The organism is Streptomyces sp. SCSIO ZS0520 (genome assembly GCF_025643355.1).
GTDB classification, from domain to species: Bacteria; Actinomycetota; Actinomycetes; order Streptomycetales; family Streptomycetaceae; genus Streptomyces; species Streptomyces physcomitrii.
This window is the reverse complement of the sequence record NZ_CP092644.1, coordinates 5015751-5034553: the sequence shown is the minus strand read 5'-3', so window position 1 is coordinate 5034553 and position 18803 is coordinate 5015751. Positions and strand designations below refer to the sequence as shown.

15 protein-coding genes and 1 tRNA gene are annotated in these 18803 nt (G+C 71.1%); 7 read left to right on the top strand and 9 right to left on the bottom strand.

The window, feature by feature from the left end:
* The first annotated feature begins 38 nt into the window (after positions 1-38).
* On the top strand, positions 39-707 hold the full coding sequence (locus MID12_RS19905) for an NAD(P)H-binding protein (protein ID WP_263169372.1): 669 nt from the start codon (positions 39-41) through the stop codon (positions 705-707).
* A gap of 352 nt (positions 708-1059) precedes the next feature.
* On the opposite strand, the gene MID12_RS19900 is transcribed toward MID12_RS19905, so the two are convergent.
* The gene (locus MID12_RS19900; protein ID WP_263169370.1) at positions 1060-2184 is read right to left on the bottom strand and encodes an NADH:flavin oxidoreductase; all 1125 of its coding nucleotides are present in this window, start codon (positions 2182-2184) and stop codon (positions 1060-1062) included.
* Positions 2185-2503: 319 nt separating this feature from the next.
* Between MID12_RS19900 and MID12_RS19895 the strand changes: the two genes are divergently transcribed.
* Positions 2504-3136 (top strand): hypothetical protein, encoded by a 633-nt coding sequence (locus MID12_RS19895; RefSeq protein WP_145945162.1) that lies wholly within the window; start codon positions 2504-2506, stop codon positions 3134-3136.
* A gap of 53 nt (positions 3137-3189) precedes the next feature.
* On the opposite strand, the gene MID12_RS19890 is transcribed toward MID12_RS19895, so the two are convergent.
* Both MID12_RS19890 and MID12_RS19885 read right to left on the bottom strand, forming a co-directional pair.
* Positions 3190-3405, bottom strand: coding sequence for a hypothetical protein (locus MID12_RS19890; protein ID WP_078845471.1), 216 nt, complete (start codon positions 3403-3405; stop codon positions 3190-3192).
* 266 nt (positions 3406-3671) lie between these two features.
* A complete protein-coding gene (locus MID12_RS19885; RefSeq protein WP_107071360.1) occupies positions 3672-4679 on the bottom strand; it encodes a translation initiation factor 2 in 1008 nt (335 codons plus the stop codon).
* A gap of 104 nt (positions 4680-4783) precedes the next feature.
* Between MID12_RS19885 and MID12_RS19880 the strand changes: the two genes are divergently transcribed.
* Both MID12_RS19880 and MID12_RS19875 read left to right on the top strand, forming a co-directional pair.
* Positions 4784-9094: an AAA family ATPase gene (locus tag MID12_RS19880; protein WP_263169367.1), complete on the top strand. Its 4311-nt coding sequence runs from the start codon at positions 4784-4786 to the stop codon at positions 9092-9094.
* Positions 9095-9134: 40 nt separating this feature from the next.
* Positions 9135-10529 (top strand): esterase/lipase family protein, encoded by a 1395-nt coding sequence (locus MID12_RS19875; RefSeq protein ID WP_263169365.1) that lies wholly within the window; start codon positions 9135-9137, stop codon positions 10527-10529.
* 200 nt (positions 10530-10729) lie between these two features.
* On the opposite strand, the gene MID12_RS19870 is transcribed toward MID12_RS19875, so the two are convergent.
* Positions 10730-10811, bottom strand: a tRNA-Tyr gene (locus MID12_RS19870).
* A 220-nt stretch (positions 10812-11031) separates the two neighbouring features.
* On the opposite strand from MID12_RS19870, the gene MID12_RS19865 reads away from it, so the two are divergent.
* Positions 11032-11520 (top strand): YajQ family cyclic di-GMP-binding protein, encoded by a 489-nt coding sequence (locus MID12_RS19865; protein ID WP_040252613.1) that lies wholly within the window; start codon positions 11032-11034, stop codon positions 11518-11520.
* Between the two features lie 183 nt (positions 11521-11703).
* Positions 11704-12498, top strand: a complete 795-nt coding sequence (locus MID12_RS19860; protein ID WP_263169362.1) for a MerR family transcriptional regulator — start codon at positions 11704-11706, stop codon at positions 12496-12498.
* Positions 12499-12597: 99 nt separating this feature from the next.
* On the opposite strand, the gene MID12_RS19855 is transcribed toward MID12_RS19860, so the two are convergent.
* Positions 12598-12864 (bottom strand): GlsB/YeaQ/YmgE family stress response membrane protein, encoded by a 267-nt coding sequence (locus MID12_RS19855; protein ID WP_040252610.1) that lies wholly within the window; start codon positions 12862-12864, stop codon positions 12598-12600.
* Positions 12865-13134: 270 nt separating this feature from the next.
* Between MID12_RS19855 and MID12_RS19850 the strand changes: the two genes are divergently transcribed.
* Positions 13135-13581, top strand: coding sequence for a cytidine deaminase (locus MID12_RS19850; protein ID WP_040252608.1), 447 nt, complete (start codon positions 13135-13137; stop codon positions 13579-13581).
* A gap of 28 nt (positions 13582-13609) precedes the next feature.
* On the opposite strand, the gene MID12_RS19845 is transcribed toward MID12_RS19850, so the two are convergent.
* The 4 genes from MID12_RS19845 to MID12_RS19830 form a co-directional block, all read right to left on the bottom strand.
* Positions 13610-14005: a YccF domain-containing protein gene (locus tag MID12_RS19845; RefSeq protein WP_040252606.1), complete on the bottom strand. Its 396-nt coding sequence runs from the start codon at positions 14003-14005 to the stop codon at positions 13610-13612.
* The gene (gene htpX, locus MID12_RS19840) at positions 14002-14865 is read right to left on the bottom strand and encodes a zinc metalloprotease HtpX (RefSeq protein WP_040252603.1); all 864 of its coding nucleotides are present in this window, start codon (positions 14863-14865) and stop codon (positions 14002-14004) included. The genes MID12_RS19845 and htpX overlap by 4 nt, the downstream gene beginning before the upstream one ends.
* 555 nt (positions 14866-15420) lie before the next feature.
* Positions 15421-17232 carry an NADH-quinone oxidoreductase subunit N gene (locus MID12_RS19835; protein WP_263169355.1) on the bottom strand — a complete coding sequence of 604 codons (1812 nt, stop codon included), beginning with the start codon at positions 17230-17232 and terminating at the stop codon, positions 15421-15423.
* Positions 17229-18803 (bottom strand): NuoM family protein, encoded by a 1575-nt coding sequence (locus MID12_RS19830; protein WP_263169352.1) that lies wholly within the window; start codon positions 18801-18803, stop codon positions 17229-17231. The genes MID12_RS19835 and MID12_RS19830 overlap by 4 nt, the downstream gene beginning before the upstream one ends.

Below are 18803 nucleotides of genomic sequence, written 5' to 3'. Positions count from 1 at the left end.
GGACGGCGAAGCGGAGGTCCACGGCGTACGGTCGGGGCATGCGCATTGTCATCGCCGGAGGTCATGGTCAGATCGCGTTGCGGCTGGAGCGTCTGCTCGCCGCGCGCGGTGACGAGGCTGCGGGGCTCATCCGCAAGCCCGAGCAGGCGGACGATCTGCGGGAAGCGGGCGCCGAACCGGTCGTCTGCGACCTGGAGTCGGCCACGCTCGACGAGGTCGCCGCCCATCTGCGGGGCGCGGACGCCGCTGTCTTCGCCGCGGGCGCGGGCCCCGGCAGCGGGGCGTCCCGCAAGGACACCGTGGACCGCGCCGCGGCGGTCCTCTTCGCCGACGCGGCGGTACGGGCCGGGGTCCGGCGCCACCTCGTCGTCTCCGCGATGCGGGCCGACCCCGGGCACCAGGGCGAGGAGGTCTTCGACGTCTACCTGCGGGCGAAGGGCGAGGCCGACGCCTACGTCCAGGCCCAGCCCGACCTCGACTGGACCATCCTGCGGCCCGGCCTGCTCACCGACGACGCCGGCACCGGCCAGGTCACCCTGGCCGCCTCCACCGGCCGCGGCCCGATCCCCCGCGACGACGTCGCCGCCGTCCTCGCCGAACTCCTCGCCACCCCCGCGACGGCGGGTCTGACCCTCGAACTCATCACCGGCGAGGACTCGGTGAGCGGGGCGGTACGGTCCGCGGCGGAGGCGGGCGGGGAGAGCTGAGCCGCCTGGGCTGAGCCCCATCGGTCGGCCCAGCAAGGGAGTTGGGCCGGCGACCGGTTGGCTTCACGGGCGAGTCAGGCCGGTTGGCCGACTGATCCGGCGGCACGGTTGGCCGGTTGGCCGGTTGGCCGGTTGGCCGGTTGGCCGGTTGGCCGGTTGGCCGGTTGGCCGGTTGGCCGGTTGGCCGGTTGGCCGGTTGGCCGGTTGGCCGGTTGGCCGGTTGGAGCATGAACGCGGCGGTGGCCGGAACGGCTGAGACGTTCCGGCCACCGCCCGTCTGTGCGCGCCCGTCCCCTCGCCGCCGAGACCGGCGGCTGCGGTCGACAGGCGCAGCCGGACGCGAACTCGCGCTCTAGCTGAGGGACTTGAGCGAAGCCGCGTCGTACGGCTTCAGGTCGCCGAACCGGTCGCCGAGGACCTTCGCCGCCCACTCCGGGTCCTGGAGCAGCGCGCGCCCGACGGCGACCATGTCGAACTCCTCGCGCTCCAGGCGGTCCAGGAGGTCGTCGATGCCCTTGACCGAGGAGCCCTCGCCCTGGAAGGCGCCGATGAAGTCCCCGTCGAGCCCGACCGAGCCGACGGTGATCGTGGGCTTGCCGGTCAACTTCTTCGTCCAGCCCGCCAGGTTGAGGTCCGAACCGTCGAACTCCGGGATCCAGTAGCGGCGGGTGGAGGCGTGGAAGGCGTCGACGCCCGCGGCGGCCAGCGGGGCGAGGATCGCCTCCAACTCCTCGGGGGTCTCGGCGAGCCGCGCCTCGTAGGCCTCCTGCTTCCACTGCGAGTAGCGGAAGATCACCGGGAATTCGGGCGAGACCTTCTCGCGGACCGCCGCCGCGATCTCGGCCGCGAAACTCGCCCGGGCCACCGGGTCGCCACCGTAGGCGTCGGTACGGCGGTTGGTGTGCTCCCACAGGAACTGGTCGAGCAAGTAGCCGTGGGCGCCGTGCAGTTCGACCCCGTCGAAGCCGATGCGCTCGGCGTCGGCGGCGGCCTGGGCGAAGGCGCCGACGACCTCATCCAGATCGCTCCGGGTCATCGCCCGGCCGGTGCCCTCGGTGCCGTCGATCCGCAGCCCGGAGGGGCCGACGGCGGGCGCCTCGGCGAAGGGCGGCTCGCCCTGCTTGCGGACCATGCCGATGTGCCACAGCTGCGGCACGATCGTGCCGCCCGCCGCGTGCACCTCGTCGGCGACCTTCGCCCAGCCCGCCAGCTGCTCCTCCCCGTGGAAGCGCGGCACCCGGTCGCTCTGCCCCGCCGACTCATGGCCGACGTACGTCCCCTCGGTGACGATCAGCCCGACACCCGCGGCGGCACGGCGCCCGTAGTACGAGCGCACGTCCTCCCCGGGCACTCCGCCGGGCGAGAACATGCGCGTCATCGGCGCCATCGCGATGCGGTTCGGGACGGTCAGGCCGTTGAGCGCGAGGGGCCGGGACAGGATCTCGGCCGCGCGGGAGGCGGAGGGCGCAGTGGTCACGGATTGCTCCTCGAAGTACCGGAAGGGGGCGCGCAGTACCAGTCGGTATGTGCATACGCATTGAAGTCTCTCCCGCCTCCAACGGCCTCCCGGCCCAGGACATTCCGCTTGACGGGAAAGCAAGGCTATGACCCAGAACACGTCCGGGGCTGGGGAGGGCGGTGGTGCAGCGGTGCGGGCGCGGAGCGCGAAGCCGGTGGCGGTTGCGGTTGCGGTTGCGGTTGCGGTTGCGGTTGCGGTTGCGGTTGCGGTGTGACGCGCGGCGCCGGTCGGCGCGTTGCCTCGGGGCGGGCGGGCCGGCCGGGCAAGATCCCGCTTCGTGACGAAAACCACCTTCCTGCGCATGGCCCGCACCGCCCTCTGCGCCTGCGGCCTCCTCGGCGCCGCCCTCTTTGGACCGCTGGCCCCCGCCTCCCTCGCCGCCGACCAGAACGAACCCCGCTGCCTCGGCCTCCCCGACGGCGACTACACCAACCCCAACAACAGCCGCTCCTTCTTCTCCTGCCACCAGGAGCGGTACGTGCGCGTGCTGCCCTGCGCCCGCGACGCCCAGGACAAGCCGCTGCACTTCACCGACCGCCCGGGCCCCACCGCCGAGGGCCCGGCCCACTGCGCCCCGCGCGAGAAGGCACCGGCCGACCTCACCCCCTCCCTCACCGCGGGCCAGGCCAGGACCAGCACGCTCTACCCGTACGTGGTGCAGGGGCTCAACGCCACGGTCACCCGCGAGGACGGCTCGCCCCTCTTCGGCGCCAAGATCACCTTCACCGCCGCGGACGGCACCCACCTGTGCAGCGCCTACGCCGACAAGGACGGCCGCGCCCTCTGCGACAGCGAGCCGGTCTCGGTCAACGCCGATACCCTGCGCCTCGGTTACACCGCCGCCTTCGCCGGCAGCGGCGACGGCGTCTGGAACCCGGCACAGTCCCAGGGCGGCATCACGGTGGCCTGAGCGCCTGCGGAAGCACCCCGCTCAGACGGTCAGGCGGTGGGGCGGTGGCGCGGTCAGAACAGAGCGAGCTGCCCCGGCAGTTCGGGCAGCACGAAGCCCGCGAGCCCCGGCTGTATCTCCTTCTCCAACGGGGCCCGCAGCAAGGAGCCCGGACACGAGACCAGCTCACCGCCCTCCCGCGGACCGGCCGGATCATGACGGGCGAAGCGCCCCGCGACGACAGCGATCTCGCGGCGGCACTCGGGACAGTTCCTGCGACGCGACGACATCCCCCCAGTGTGCCGCCACCCACTGACAATCCACCGTCCCGCGGCCACTCGGGGCTCCGGGACGTCCCCCGCGAGGGAACAGCAGAATGGCGTCCGGCTTGCCGCAGAGCGGGGGATGGCGGGGATCTGGATATCGCTGAACGGGAAGGGATGAGACCCGAACCGAGACCGGGGAGAGCCGCATAGCTCCTGCCCAGCCACGGTTCGGGCCGCGCCCGGGCCGCATGGGCGGTCCTCCTGCCGCCGCAGGGTCTGCTCCGGGGCTGTCAGCAGCCCTCCTGAGCCCTCCGTACGGCCGGCTCGATGGCTCGTTCCACGGCGAGACGTCCCTCGCCGGCGTCGCCGAGACGCACGGTCATCATGCGAACCATGGCGTGGTAGAAGAGGGCGGGCCCGCAGGGGGTCCACTCGTCCCTGCGCTGTGGATCCAGCAGGAAGTCCAGTACGGCATGGGGCTCGGCAGGCACGAAGCGGAATTCGCTGTGCTCCCACTTGTCGTCGATGCCGCGGCTCCAGCGTTCACGCAGCTCGTCCTCGCTCAGGCCGGGGAGTACGGCCAGGAAGAAGGCCGCCCACTGGTGACGGCCGGTGTCCATGGCGAAGGAGAGCAGCTCCATCTCGCACTCGTCGCTCGCGTGGACAGCCAATTCCTCGCGCAGCGCCCGGTGAGCCGCACCGAAGAGATCGGGCACGCCGTCTTTGAGGTCGTGAACCCTGGAAAGGCCCTCGTTCACCGAGGAGTTCCAGCGTCCGGCGTTACCGCCGACCGTGGCGCTGCGGCGGGAGAACAGCATGCGGTTGTCCTTGCCCGTCACCACAGCCACGTTCGCGCCGAAGCTGCTGGACAGGAAGCCGTTGACAGTGACGGGGTCCTTGCCGGCCAGGTAGTGCTCGCGCAGCGTCAGCCCGGCGCCCTCGCCCTCCTCCAAGCGGCGGTCGAGTTGCTGCGAGGCGAGGAAGGTGAAGTAGTCGGTGGGCGAGAAGCGGATCTCGACGATCGGGTCCTCGCGATCGTCAGTGCGGGTCACTGCCACCGTCTCGACAGCGAACTTCGGGTGGTTCCAGCGTCGGTCGGCGCCCTGAACGGCCCGTGTCCGCTGGTCGTCCTCGATCTCCTGGCGCCAGCGCCGTACATCCTCCGGCACGAACACCGGCTCGTCGGCGTCGAAGTAGATCTTGAGGTTCTTCTCGTCGACAGGGCGTGTTCCATCACCCTCGAAGACATGGCAGACCGTCCGCAACGGTCCGATCCGGAAGTGATCGCGGTCCGACAAGATCCGTCCCTCTCCCCGTCAAGTAGCCCATTCTGTAGGACAGTTGTACCCGCCCGGACGTGACGGCAGCATCTTTGAGCTACACAGGGCCAAGGGAGGCACTTGTGCGTGTCGCGGGGGAGCACGGCGAGGCCTTCGTCGTGTGCGTCGATCAGTACGACCATGAGGCCGGGGCACAGCTGACTCCTGCCCGCAGGTGTGCGGAGCAGTTCCGTGAAGTGGCGCGCCGCCTGGGCTTCCGCGCCGACGCGCCGGTGCTCTCGGGCACCAGGCAGCAGATCGACGACGGTCTGCAGCTGATCGAGGCGTCCAGCGCCGGACGCAAGCTCATCTACTGGGTCGGACACGGAGTCAAGGTCGGCAGCAACTCGGTCGTACTGCCCTGCCGTGACTACCGGCTCGGGGGCCGCAAGGGGCTGTTCCACGCCGATGAGCTCGGGCTGTTCCTCACCGGTCTCACCGGTGACGTGCTGCTGATCATCGACACCTGCCATGCCATGCACCTCGCCCATCAGGCACACCAGAGATGTCTGGACCAGGAGGACCACTACACCGGAGCGCCTGAAGGCCCCGACGGTCCGGTCGGTCCCGGGCGCAGCATCGGATGCCTCGGTACCGTCGGCGGCGATGACCTGGCGCAGGTCGGCGTCTGGCTGGCGGCGTTGACCCAGATCTGCGCGGACCGTGACGTCGTCTTCCGGAGCAACAGGCTGTGGAGCCCGTACGCCAGTGCTCTGAGCGCCGCATCGCTGCTGGGCGCCGTGCATCAGGAGCTCCGCTCGACCAGCGTCGTCGAACCGCAGCTCTACGGCGGCGGACGTCTGGAGAGCTTCTTCGTCAACCCCTACTACGACCCCTTCGCCCGCCCCACGTCAGCCGCCGCGCCCGCCGGTCGGCAGGCACTCCTCGGCGAGCAGATCCAGCAACTCCTGAAGAGCAGGTTCACCGGTCTCCGCCTGGAAGAGGAAGGCGCTTCCTTCGTCGGCCGGCGCCGCTCACTGGCGCGCATCGTCAGCTGGCTCGACGCGCCCGACAACAGCGGCGTCATGGTCGTGACCGGAGCCCCCGGCAGCGGAAAGTCGGCGGTGCTGGGGCAGGCCGCGCTGATGACGATCCCGAGCAGCCCTCAGTTCAACAAGTTGACCCCCGCGCGGCGCGGTCGGCTGGCGGGGGCGCTCTCCGCGGGGATCCAATGCCGCGGCCGCAGTGCGCTGGAGTGTGCCCGAGAGCTGGCGGCGGGGATGGAGATCGAGGAACCCGCCGCCGGCTGGAAGGACGCTCCCGAGGTGGTCCGAAGCCTGATCGACGCCTGCCGAGACCGCGGGGAGGCGACATTTCTGGTCGACGGACTGGACGAGACGGATCCCGCCCACCTCGACGCCGTGATAGCCGATGTGCTGCGTCCCCTGGCCCAGGAACCGACCGTACGGATCCTGGTCAGCACCCGGCCCACGATCGACGACAGTCTGCTGATGCTCGACGGCTCGGTCCGACTCGATCTCGACGACGATCCCGACAAGGACGGTGACATCGCCGCGTATGTGACGGAGCGGCTCAAGGCACCCGGGTGTCCCTACCGCGACGACGACGGACTGCGCGAGGCTGTCACCCGCGCGTTGGTGGAGAAGAGCCAGGGCGTCTTCCTCGTGGCACGGCTCCACTGCTCGGCGCTCGCCCGGCTGGAGCATGCCCTACGGCCCACCGACGAGGCGTTCCGACGCATCCTCGTCTCAGAGCTCGAGGAAGCCCTGGACCAGGAAGTCGATGAACTGGACCGCGTGGCCGAGAAGGCGTCAGGGACAGCGGTGGCGGTGAGACCGGGCTGGGCGCGCGGGCTGCTGCTGCCGCTCGCCCTGTCGTACGGCGCAGGACTGCCACAGGACGAGGGCATCTGGCTCGCCGCAGCGCGGGAACTCGCCGACCGGTACGGTCCGGACATCCGGTACACGCCCGATGACCTTCGCGCTGTGCTGAGGGTGGCCGGTGCGCACATCGTGGTCTACGGAGAGGCCGGCCAACCGGTCTACCGGCTCGCCCACGAGGCCATGGCCGAGCACCTGGTGGAGGGCGCCGCCACCGCGGACCGCGAACTGCACGGTGTGATGACGGACGTCCTCCTGCGCATCCACCGCACCCGTCACCGGGGTCGGGGCAGCACCAACCCGTACATCGCGCGCTACGCCACCGCCCATGCCGCGGCCGCCGGGCGGCTGGGTGATCTGGTCAGGGACGGCGAGTTCCTCGTCAACGCCGACCCGGAACGGTTGACCGTACTGCTGGACCGGCTCCGCGAGGAATCCTTGGCCGAGGCGACCCTGTACCGGGGAGTCGCCGAGGAACTCACCGGCAAGAGCCCGGCCGAGCGGGCCGCGCTGTTGCAGGCCACGGCGCTCAGCCAGCGGCCGGATCTGCGCGCCTGGGCGCGCGCGGCCGGCTCACTGCCCTGGGAGGACAGATGGACCACGGCGGAACGGTCGGCACCGAGCCGCACGCTGCGCGTCCCCTACGGCGACGTGCAGGCGGTCGCGATCGGTCCCGCCGGTGACGGAGAGCTGCTCGCCGCCGGCGAACAGCTCTGGCACTGGCCCTTGCTGAGCGGAAGACCCGAACTTCTGCGCCACCATCTCGCGCCCCAGGGCAAGCTCGGCCCGAACCGGCTGCACTCCCTCGCCGTGGCCGACCGGAGGCTGTCGGTTTCCGCCGTGGCCGCCGACGCCGAACGAGTCCTGATCTGGCCGGACGACAAGGACGGCATCCCCCAGGAATTCGGCTGGGGAGCGAGGATAGGAGACGTCGCGGTCGGCGGCCGGCGCCAGCTGGAGATCGTGGCGGCGGCGAGCGACAGGGTCGTCAGCGTGTGGGAGTACCAGGACGGCCGCGCGTGGCACCGCGGGTTCTGGGAGTGGCCGCACCGCGGTCGGGCGTACGGCGTGGCCGTCGCCGAGCTGGACCGCGCGCTGCACGTCGTCGGGGTGGGCGACTCAGGGGCCGTCCTGTGGAGCGCGCCCGCCGGTGAACGCGTACTTTCCTTCGGGGTGGGCGGTGGCCGCGCCGAGGCGCTCGCGGCCACGACCGCGGACGGGGAACTGCACATCGCGATCACCAGCTCCGCACACCCGCAGCTGCAGGTGTGGCGCGTCGACGGCGGGCCGCGCCCCCGCGCGGAGAGAGTCCACGCGGCCAGGCTTCGCAGCCCGTCGGGATCGTCTGTCGCGCTCGGGCGGCGCGACGGGGAACTGCTGGTGGCGGCCGTCGACGGTGGGACCGTGCGCCTGTGGCGGGTGCGCGACGGCGTCGAGCTGCCGACTTTGGCGGGGCACCGGTCCCGGCCCACGTCGGTGGCGTTCCTGCGCGACGACAAGGGAACCGTGGTGGTGGCGGACGGCACACGGATCAGGGTGTGGGAGCACCTGCCCGCCACGCGAGGCTCCGGAACCGCCGGGCCGCGGCGCGGACTGCCCAGCCCTGCCAGTGAACACGTCGGCGCGATGACCGTCGCGGCCTCGGGGCGGGGGGCGATCGTGCTGGCCGCGGGAGGTACCGCCCGGGTATGGGACTTGACGGGCTGCCATCTGTGCGACGAGACAGGCCTCGCGCGTATCTCCTCGGTGGATCTGCGGACCGCGCCGGATGGGAGCAACTGGCTCGTCGTGGGCGGAAGGCACGCCTCCCGCGGACCGGGACTGCGCGTCAGGAAGCTGCCGGACGGAGCGGGAACGGCCCTGCGCCTGGACGCGCACCACGACGGCACCGTGGGGGAGGTGGCGCTGGCCACCGGCGGGGACGCCGTACGCGTCTTCGCCGCGGACGACCGCTACATTCGCCGCTGGGACGTCGCCACGGGAGAGCCGCTTGAGGCGTGTCATGTGACGACCGGAATGGTCGAGCACCTGGCGGTCGTCGAAGGGGCCGCGGGGGCGCCGGGTGCGGCGCCCTTTCTGATCGCCACCGCCGGGGACTCGCTGTGGGCGTGGGAGAACGCCGAGCCCGGGACGCCGCTCCGCTTCCGGTTGCCCGGCGGTGGACCCGCGCGCACGGTGGCCGGAACCCATGACGCCGACGGGGGCCGCCGCGTCGCCGTCGCGACGTCTGCCGGCGTCTTCACCGGCTCCCTGGACGAACCGGTGGACGCACGTGGTCAACGGGTTCTGCATCCGCTCTCCCAGACCGTGACCGACGTCCATTCCCTGGCCTTCTGCGCGACGGCATCAGGGCGGCTCGTCGTCCACGCGGCCTGCCGCTCGCGGGTGGTCCACGAGTGGCTCGTCGACAGACCTCCCAAGGACCGGCCCATCGCCGATCGGGGTTACGAGGTGTACGGGGTGCTGGCCGCACCCGATGAGGCCGGGCTGCTGATCGCGGCGGTCGGTCTGGAGCGGATGGATCTGCTGCGGGTGGACGAGCGTCGCGGTTGAAGCCCGGTACCGGCGGTTCGGTGGGATGAGGAGAGTGGACATGGCACACGACCTGGTGGTCTTCGTTCCGGGTGTGCTGGGCAGCGTGCTGCGCGACGAGGAGGGGAGGGACGTGTGGAACCTGTCCCTCGGCGTGGCCGGACGCGTACTGCTCGGCATGGAACGCTACTTCGAGCAATTGACGCTGCCGCCCGGCATGGCGGACGAGACGCCGCAGGGCCCCCACGGCTTGACGCCGAGTGGTCTGCTGCGGGAACCACGCATCTGGCCGGGGCTGATGCCGCACATCGCCTACAAGAAGCTCGCCGGTCATCTGGACGGACTGATCGAGGGCCGGGTGGCCGTCTTCCCCTACGACTGGCGGCTGTCGAACCGGAACTCCGCCCGGCGGCTCCAGGTGTTCGTGGAGCGCGAACTGGGGCGCTGGCGAGAGCAGTGCGCTGCGGCCGGTGATCCCGCGGAACCGAAGGTCGTCTTCGTCTGCCACTCCATGGGCGGACTGGTCACGCGGTACTACCTGGAGGTGCTGGGCGGCCGAGAGATCGCCCGGTCGGTCGTGACTCTGGGCACCCCCTATTCCGGCGCGGTCAAGGCAGTGCAGGCACTGACCGGAACCTTTCCGCGGGGGAAGCTCCTGCGAGTGCCCGAACGGCTGCGTACTCGGCTGATCACGGCCGCGCGCAGCATGCCGTCGGTGCACCAGCTCCTGCCCACGTACCAGTGCGTGTCGGGCCACCCGGACGGCACCCGGCTCGACTCGGTCTCCGTACCCGATCTGGACTCCGCGATGGTGCGGGACGGATTCGCCTTTCGCAGGGAACTGGACGAGCACATCCGCAAGAACGCCGAATCGGACCGGGCGGCCGGCAGGAGCGAGCCGTACGAACTCTTCCCGGTCGGCGGGCGCGGCGAGCCGACAGCGGTCCGACTGAGTGTGTCGGCGGGCGCGATCACGTACGCCGACCGCTTCGAGAAGGACGGCCGCTGGCTGGGCGACGGCACCGTCGCCTGTGTGTCGGCGACCCCTCCGGAGTGGGAGAGCGGTGCGCGCGTCGACTGGTTCAGGCTCGGGCACACGGCCCTGCCCAACGACGCCCTGCTCCACCGGCAGCTGAAGGACCGCTACGACGCGTTGGAACACCGTCCCTACCAGACGCTGGGCGTCGGCTTCGGCATTGATGTGCCGGAGGCCGTCGGCGCAGGCGAACCCGTGGAGGTGAAGGCCGTCTCGGAGGAGACCGGTCTGCTCCTGGAAGGCCGTCTGGTATCGCCCGTCACGGGGGAGGTGCTCGAACGACGCCGTCTGCTACCCGATGGCGAGGGCGGCTACCACGGCGTGTTCACGGCGCCTCCGGGCATCTGGCTCACGGAGGTCGAGGCTCCCCGGGTGACCACCGCCCCGGTACAGCGGGAGACCCTCGTCGTGTTGGACTGAAGACTGGCAGGGAAGCTCACACAGGTCGGGCAGGGCAGACAAGGCTCGTCTGCCCTGCCGAGCAGGGTGGTGCCCGGCTCTTCTCTGCGGCTGACGGGGCGGAAACCCCGTCCACGCGCCCTGTCCACGCGCCGGTGCCTCATACGAGAAAGCCCCCGTGATCTCGTGTTCAGCGAGATCACGGGGGCTTTCATCCCGTGTGGCGGCGCCAGGATTCGAACCTGGGAAGGCTGAGCCGGCAGATTTACAGTCTGCTCCCTTTGGCCGCTCGGGCACACCGCCGGGTTTGCCGCCTGGAGTGCCGCGCCTTCGGCGCTGCTCCGTGGCAACGACGTAAACGATACCTGATCCCCAGGGGTGCTTCGCCACCCGGTTGATCAGTGCGCGCGGGACTCGGCGGCGTACGGAATGGGGCGCCGGGTCGCCGGACTCGCTCCTCTAGGCTTTGCGGATGCGGCGCAGCTCGATGGCCGCCCCGACACACGCTAAGGAGCCACAGGACATGGCCGACTCCAGTTTCGACATCGTCTCGAAGGTCGAGCGGCAGGAGGTCGACAACGCCCTCAACCAGGCCGCCAAGGAGATCTCGCAGCGCTACGACTTCAAGAACGTGGGCGCCTCGATCGCCTGGTCCGGCGAGAAGATCCTGATGGAGGCCAACTCGGAGGACCGGGTCAACGCCATCCTCGACGTCTTCCAGTCCAAGCTGGTCAAGCGCGGTATCTCGCTGAAGGCGCTGGACGCGGGCGAGCCGCAGCTGTCCGGCAAGGAGTACAAGATCTTCGCCTCCATCGAGGAGGGCATCTCCCAGGACAACGCGAAGAAGGTCGCGAAGATCATCCGCGACGAGGGCCCCAAGGGCGTCAAGGCGCAGGTGCAGGGCGAGGAACTGCGGGTCAGCTCGAAGAGCCGGGACGATCTCCAGACCATCATCTCCCTCCTGAAGGGCAAGGACTTCGACTTCGCCCTCCAGTTCGTGAACTACCGCTGAGCCGGGCCCGTACAGGTCCGCCAGCAGCTTGCAGAAGACAGCGGGCGGCAGGGCTACGAGAGCTAAGAGGAGTACGAGGGCTGGTCGCCGGCGAGGTCCGGGGCCGGCCCTCGTCGCCGTGGCTGGCGGCTGGCGGCTGGCGGCTTGAGCTTCGAGTCGGGTGGAAGGTCTACCGTCGGGCGTATGAGCACCTTGCGGATATCCCAGCTCGCGGAGCGGACCGGCTTTCCCGCGAGCACGCTGCGGTTCTACGAGGGTGCGGGACTGCTCCGCCCCGGGCGTACGGCGGCGGGGTACCGCGTCTACGGCGAGGAGTCCGTCGAGCGGCTGGCGTTCATCCGTGCCGCCAAGAACCTGGGGCTCCCGCTGGAGGAGATCGCGGAGGTGCTCGGCGTGCGGGCCTCGGGCGCCTGCGCGGAGGTGCGGACGAAGCTGCGGCCCCGTATCGCCGCGCGGCTGGTCGGTTCCCGGGAGCGGGTCGCTGAACTCGGCCTGCTCATCGCCGACTTGGAGCGGACCCTCGACCACCTGGACGCCCTCCCGGACAGCGGCGAGCCCTGCACCTCCGACTGCTGCCCCGGCCACCCGTCACCCGTCGAGGCAGAGGCCGGGGACGGGGGCGACAGCGAGGCCGCCACCTGCGCGTGCGGGGGCGAGGCAGGCGGCGCCGATCAGGCCGAGCGGTGGCGTGAGGCGCCCGTGGCCTGTGCGCTGACCGGTGCGGCGCGTGAGGAGCGGGCGGAGCGCTGGCGCGAGGCCGTACGGGGCGCCGTCCGCCTGCCGCTCCCCGAGGGCCTGCGGCTCACGCTGCCGGCGGCTCGCACGGCGGAGCTGGCCGCGCTGGCGGCCGAGGAGCAGCGGTGCTGCCCGTTCTTCGACTTCCGTCTGCACCTGGACGGACCGGAGTTGCACTTCGAGGTCCGCGCGCCGCAGGAGGGCACCGAGGTCCTCGAGGAGCTTTTCGGTCCCTGCTCCTGACCCGGCCGCTGCCCCTGCCCCTGCCTCTATCCCTGCTCCTGCTCCTGCTCCTGACGCTCCCGTCTGGTGCAGGGAGCGGTTCCTCTCCGGACCGGAAGCTCAGCGCCGGGAGTGGCCGAACAGGATGCGGTACGCCACGAGCAGGACGAGGGCGCCGCCGATCGCGGCTGCCCAGGTGGCGCCGTCGTAGAAGTCCTTGTTGATCGGGTGGTCGAGGAGGCGGGCGGAGAGCCAGCCGCCGAGGAAGGCGCCCGCGATGCCTATGACGGTGGTCCCGAGGAAGCCGCCGGGGTCCTTGCCGGGCAGGAGGACCTTGGCGATCGCACCGGCCAGCAGCCCCAGGATGATCCAGCCGACGATACCCATGGCCTGTTCCCACCTTTCCCTTGTGCCCGGCGGCCGCGGCGCGGTCGACTCGGGCTTCTTCCGCGTCTGCCCTCGGAGCGCGGATTGATTCACCGGGGAACGAGGACGTCCGCGACCTCATGCAGAAGGACGCGCCGCACCGCCGGGCCGGTTGCGATATGCGGTTGCGCCTCCGGCTCGTACGGGTCACCGTCATCAGCTGACACCCGGCGCAGCGCGGAGAAGCCGGAGAAGAACGGGACCGGAGAAGAGCGGGAGAGGGCGGAGCAGATGAGCACGCGGGCGCATCACCTCGTCGATCAGGAACTCATCGAGGCGGCGGCGCACCTCGCCCGCACACGCTGCCGGGGCGACAACCACACCATGGCGGCGGCGGGCCGGAACCGGGACGGCAGGATCGTCACCGCGGTGAACGCCTACCACTTCACCGGCGGGCCCTGCGCCGAGCTGGTGCTCATCGGGGCGGCGGCCGCGCAGGGGGCGTACGAGCTGGAGACGATCGTCGCCGTGGGCGACCGCGACCGCGGGGTGGTGCCTCCGTGCGGCCGGTGCCGTCAGGTGCTGCTCGACTACTTCCCGGGGCTCACGGTCATCGTCGGCAAGGGCGAGGACGCGGGCGACGGCACGAGCGCGGGCGACGGCCTTCGGGCCGTGCCGGTCGCCGAGCTGCTGCCCGAGAGCTATGTCTGGGCCGACCACCAGCTCGACCCCGAGTGATCCGCGGCGACGAACCCTCGGACGCCGCTCAGTAGCGCGCGGTGAAGGGGCGGTCGGTGCTGACGATGTCGCGGCCGAGGGGCATGAGGGCGACCGGTATGAGCTTGAAGTTGGCGATGCCGAGCGGGATGCCGATGATCGTCAGGCACTGGACGAGGCCGGTGCTGATGTGCGCGAGGGCGATCCACCAGCCCGCGAGGACTACCCAGAGGACGTTGCCGACCAGGGACGGCGCTCCCGCGTCGGGGCGCACGACGGTCGTCCGGCCGAAGGGCCAGAGCGCGTAGACGGCGATACGGAAACTGGCGAGGCCGAAGGGGATGCCGATGATCGTGATGCAGAGGATCAGGCCCGCGGCGAGGTAGGCGAGGAAGAGCCAGAAGCCGCTCAGGACCAGCCAGATGATGTTCAGAATTGTCTTCACTGCTGACGACCTGCCATCTGTTCGAGCCGAGCGATGCGTTCCGCCATCGGCGGGTGGGTGGAGAACATCTTCGCCATGCCCTGACCTGGCCGGAAGGGGTTCGCGATCATCATGTGGCTCGCGGTCTCCACCCGGGGCTCGGGGGCGAGAGGCAGCTGTTTGGTGCCTGCTTCCAGCTTGCGCAGTGCGCTCGCGAGCGCGAGTGGATCACCGGTGAGCTGGGCGCCGGAGGCATCGGCCTCGTACTCGCGGGAGCGGCTGATCGCGAGCTGGATCACCGAGGCGGCGAGCGGGCCCAGCAGCATGATCAGGAGCATGCCGAAGATGCCCGGGCCCTCGTCGTTGTCCGAGCGGCCGAAGGGGATCAGCCAGGCGAAGTTCACCAGGAACATGATCACCGAGGCCAGTGCGCCCGCGACCGAGGAGATCAGGATGTCCCGGTTGTAGACATGGCTCAGCTCGTGGCCGATGACCCCGCGCAGCTCGCGCTCGTCGAGGATCCGCAGGATGCCCTCCGTGCAGCAGACCGCTGCGTTGCGCGGGTTGCGGCCGGTGGCGAAGGCGTTCGGGGCCTCGGTCGGGGAGATGTAGAGGCGGGGCATCGGCTGGCGGGCCTGGGTGGAGAGCTCGCGCACCATGCGGTAGAGCGCGGGCGCCTCGAACTCGCTGACCGGCCGCGCGCGCATCGCCCGCAGCGCCATCTTGTCGCTGTTCCAGTACGCGTACGCGTTGGTGCCGAGCGCGATGACGAGCGCGATGATGAGTCCCGTACGCCCGAAGAAGCTGCCGAGCAGAAGGATCAGCGCCGACAGTCCCCCGAGGAGTACGGCGGTTTTCAGCCCGTTGTGCCTGCGGTGCACGGAACGCCCTCCTGATGTCTCTCGCCGGGAAACCCGCTGCCGACCGGCCGGATCCTTGCCCTTCCCGTCCAGTGGACCCTCCCGTACTGGTCAACGCCAGGCGGGCGGCAGTGGTTCCCCGGCGCCCGGCGGTCTGCGCACGTGGGGCGGTGGGCTGGGTGGGTGAGACGGGTGGGGGCGGGGAGGGTGTGGGGCGCGGGCGGGCGAGTGTGGCCGGGGTCGATGGCCGATGGCCGATGCCGGATGGCTGACGGACGGTGGCCGATGGCCAGTGACTGATTGCTGGTGACTGGTGGCCGGTGGCTAGTGGCCGGTGATCGAGAGGGAGGGACTGGCCCGGATGCGCTGACCTGGGATGGGCTGACGGAGATGCGCTGACGGAAATGGACTGACAGACAACAGATGACGGATGACAGATATCGATATCTGTCATCCGTCATCTGCTACCCGCTACTTGTCAGCCGGCCGACCAGCACCGCCAGCCACCGCTCCCCCGGCCCCGCGGCCCTCAGCCCCTCCCCAGCTCTCTGCCCCCAGCCGCTCAGCCCTCAGCCCTCAGCCCCCGAACAACCCCATATCCGCGAACCGCAGCACCATCTGCGGCGCCCCCGAAAGCACCACACCCACCACGGCCGTCAGGCTCACCGCCACCTTCAGCGGCACAGGCACCGGAAGCACCGCCACCCCGCCCGCCGATCCTCCGACCGCGACACCGGCACCGGCACCGGCACCGGCACCGGCACCCTCGCCACTCCCCGCAGCAGCGGCCCCCGCCCCGGCAGCCCCCGTACCCGCGCCTGCCACACCCTCCGCACCCTCGGTGCCCTCCGCCCCCTCCGCCGACCGGAACAGCAGCGCAGTCCACCGGAGGTAGTACACAAGGGCGATGACGACGTTCGCGGCCATCACCACCGCGAGCCAGCCGAGGCCCGCGTCGACGGCCGTGGCGAAGACGGTGACCTTGGCGAACAGGCCGATGATGCCCGGCGGCAGCCCGGCGAGGCACAGCAGGAAGAAGGCGAACACCAGGGCGGTGACCGGGCGCGCGGCGTACAGCGCCCGGAAGTCGGCGATCCGGGCCAGCGGCTTCGTACGGGCGAGGAGGGCCGCGACGGCGAAGGCGCCGAGGTTCACCACCGCGTACATTAGGGCGTAGGCGAGGGTGGAGCCGATGGTGCGGGGGCCGTCGTCGGTGTACGCGGCGGCGGCGAGCGGGACGAGCAGGTAGCCGGCCTGGCCGATCGAGGACCAGGCGAGCAGCCGGACGGCGCTGAAGGCGCGGTCGGCGCCCTGGCGCAGGGCCGCGACATTGCCGACGGTCATGGTCAGGGCGGCGAGCACGGCGAGCGCGGGGCCCCAGATGTCCTTCCCGTACGAGGGGAAGGCGAGGACGGTGACCAGGATCAGCCCGGAGAAGCCGACCGCCTTGCCGACCACCGAGAGGTAGGCGGCGACCGGCAGGGGCGCGCCGACGTAGGTGTCCGGCACCCAGAAGTGGAAGGGCGCGGCGGCCGTCTTGAAGGCGAAGCCGACCAGGGTGAGGACGACGCCGGTCTCGACGAGGGTCTGGAGCTGCCCGTCGACGTGGGTGACCTCCTCGGCGATCTCGGTGAGGAAGAGGCTGCCGGTGGCGGCGTAGACGAAGCTGACGCCGAGCAGGGTGACCGCGGTCGCGGTGACCGAGGAGAGGAAGAACTTGAGGGCGGCCTCGGCGCTGCGGGCCTCGCCGCGCCGCAGGCCGACGAGGGCGAAGGCGGGCAGCGAGGCGACCTCCAGGGCGACCACCAGGGTGGCGAGGTCGCGGGAGGCGGGCAGCAGGGCGGCCCCGGCGGCGGAGCACAGGAGCAGGAACCAGAACTCGCCCGCGGGCAGCGGCTGGGCGGCGGCCGCCCCGTCCCCGCGCGCGGCCCTTTCTCCCGCGGTGGCCGCGTCTCCGGTGACGGCTCCTTCTCCGGTGGCGGCCAGTTCTCCGGCGGTGGCAGGGCCGGCCGGGGTCTTCGAGTCGCGGATCGCGGTCATGGAGAGCAGCGCGGTGAACAGCGCGCCGCCGAGGACCAGGAGCTGCACCACCAGGGTGAAGCGGTCGGCGGTGTAGCTGCACACCTCCGCCTTGCCCTGGAGGCAGAAGGCCTCGCGGTCCCCGTCCAGGAGCGGCAGCAGGGACAGCAGGGCGAGGGCGAGACCGGCGACCGAGAGCCAGCCGAGCAGCGCCTTGCGGGCGGGCGGCAGGAACAGGTCGGCGAGGAGCACGCCGAGCGCCACCAGGGCGGTGACGGTGGGCGGCGCGACGGCGAGCCAGTCGATCGACTGGACCGCCGACTGGGCCTGGGGCAGGTACTCGGCGGACGCGGCGAGTTGGGCGGTCATGACGCGCCTCCGGCGAGCAGCTTGTGGACCGCCGGGTCGGTGAGGCCGAGCAGCACGGCGGGCCACAGTCCGGCGAGGACGGTGAGGAGGACGAGCGGGGTCCAGGCGGCGAACTCGTAGCCCTGGACGTCCGCGAACTCCGGGGCCTTCTCGGGCACCGCGCCCATGCAGACGCGGCGGACCACGAGCAGCAGATACGCGGCGGTGAGCAGGGTGCCGAAGGCGGCGAGGGCGGTGAAGGTGAGGAAGGCGCCGCGGTGCAGGCCTGCGGCGGGGTCGAAGGCGCCGAACATGGCCAGCATCTCGCCCCAGAACCCGGCGAGTCCGGGCAGGCCGAGCGAGGCGACCGCGCCGAAGGCGAGGAGTCCGCCGAAGCGGGGGGCGCGTCCGTAGAGCGCGGCGCCGGTCTCCTTGGCGAGGGCGTCGAGGTCGGTGCTGCCGGTGCGGTCCTTCAGGGCGCCGACCAGGAAGAAGAGGAGGCCGGTGATGAGGCCGTGGGCGATGTTGGCGAAGAGGGCGCCGTTGACCCCGGTCGGCGTCATGGAGGCGATACCGAGGAGGACGAAGCCCATGTGGCCGACGGAGGAGTAGGCGATGAGCCGCTTCAGGTCGCCGCCCGCGCCCTCCCTGACCAGGGCGAGGCAGGCCAGCGAGCCGTAGATGATGCCGACCACGGCGAAGGCGGCGAGGTAGGGCGCGAAGGTGCGGGCGCCGTCCGGGACGATCGGCAGCAGGACGCGGACGAAGCCGTACGTGCCCATCTTCAGGAGGACGCCCGCGAGGAGCACCGAGCCGACCGTGGGGGCGGCGGTGTGGGCGTCCGGCAGCCAGGTGTGCAGCGGCCACATCGGGGTCTTCACGGCGAGGCCGATGCCGATCGACAGAGCGGCGGTGACCTGCACGGAGGTGCTCAGGGAGCGGCCGTTGTCAGAGGCGAGTGCCACCATGTCGAAGGTGCCGGAATCGAGTCCGACGAGGAGCAGTCCGAGGAGCATGAACACGGAGCCGAGCAGCGTGTAGAGGATGAACTTCCAGGCGGCGGGGCCCCTGTCCTTGCCGCCCCAGCGGGCGATGAGGAAGTACATCGGGATGAGGACCATCTCGAAGGCCAGGAAGAACAGCAGCAGGTCGAGCACGGCGAAGGTGGCCAGGGTGCCCGATTCGAGGACCAGGATCAGGGCCACGAAGGCCTGGGGGGCGGGGCCTTCGGGCCGCTTGAAGTAGCTGTAGAGCGCGCACAGGAAGGTGAGCAGCGCGGTCAGGACGATGAGGGGGAGCGAGATGCCGTCGACACCGAGGTGGAGGCGTACGTCGAGGGCCGGGATCCAGCTGAGATCGGTGCTGGCCTGGATCCTCGACGGGTGGTCGTGGTCGAAGCCGAGCGCGAGGACGATCGCGGCGAGCAGGATCACGCCGGTGACGAGCACGCCGTGCCGGAGCACCGCCTGCTGGGGGGACTTCCCCTTCAGTCCGGGCGGGGCGGGCAGCAGGGCCGCCGCGGCGCCGAGGAGCGGTCCGGCCACGATCAGCGCGAGAAGGAACTGCATCACGGACGAGCTGATATCGATCAC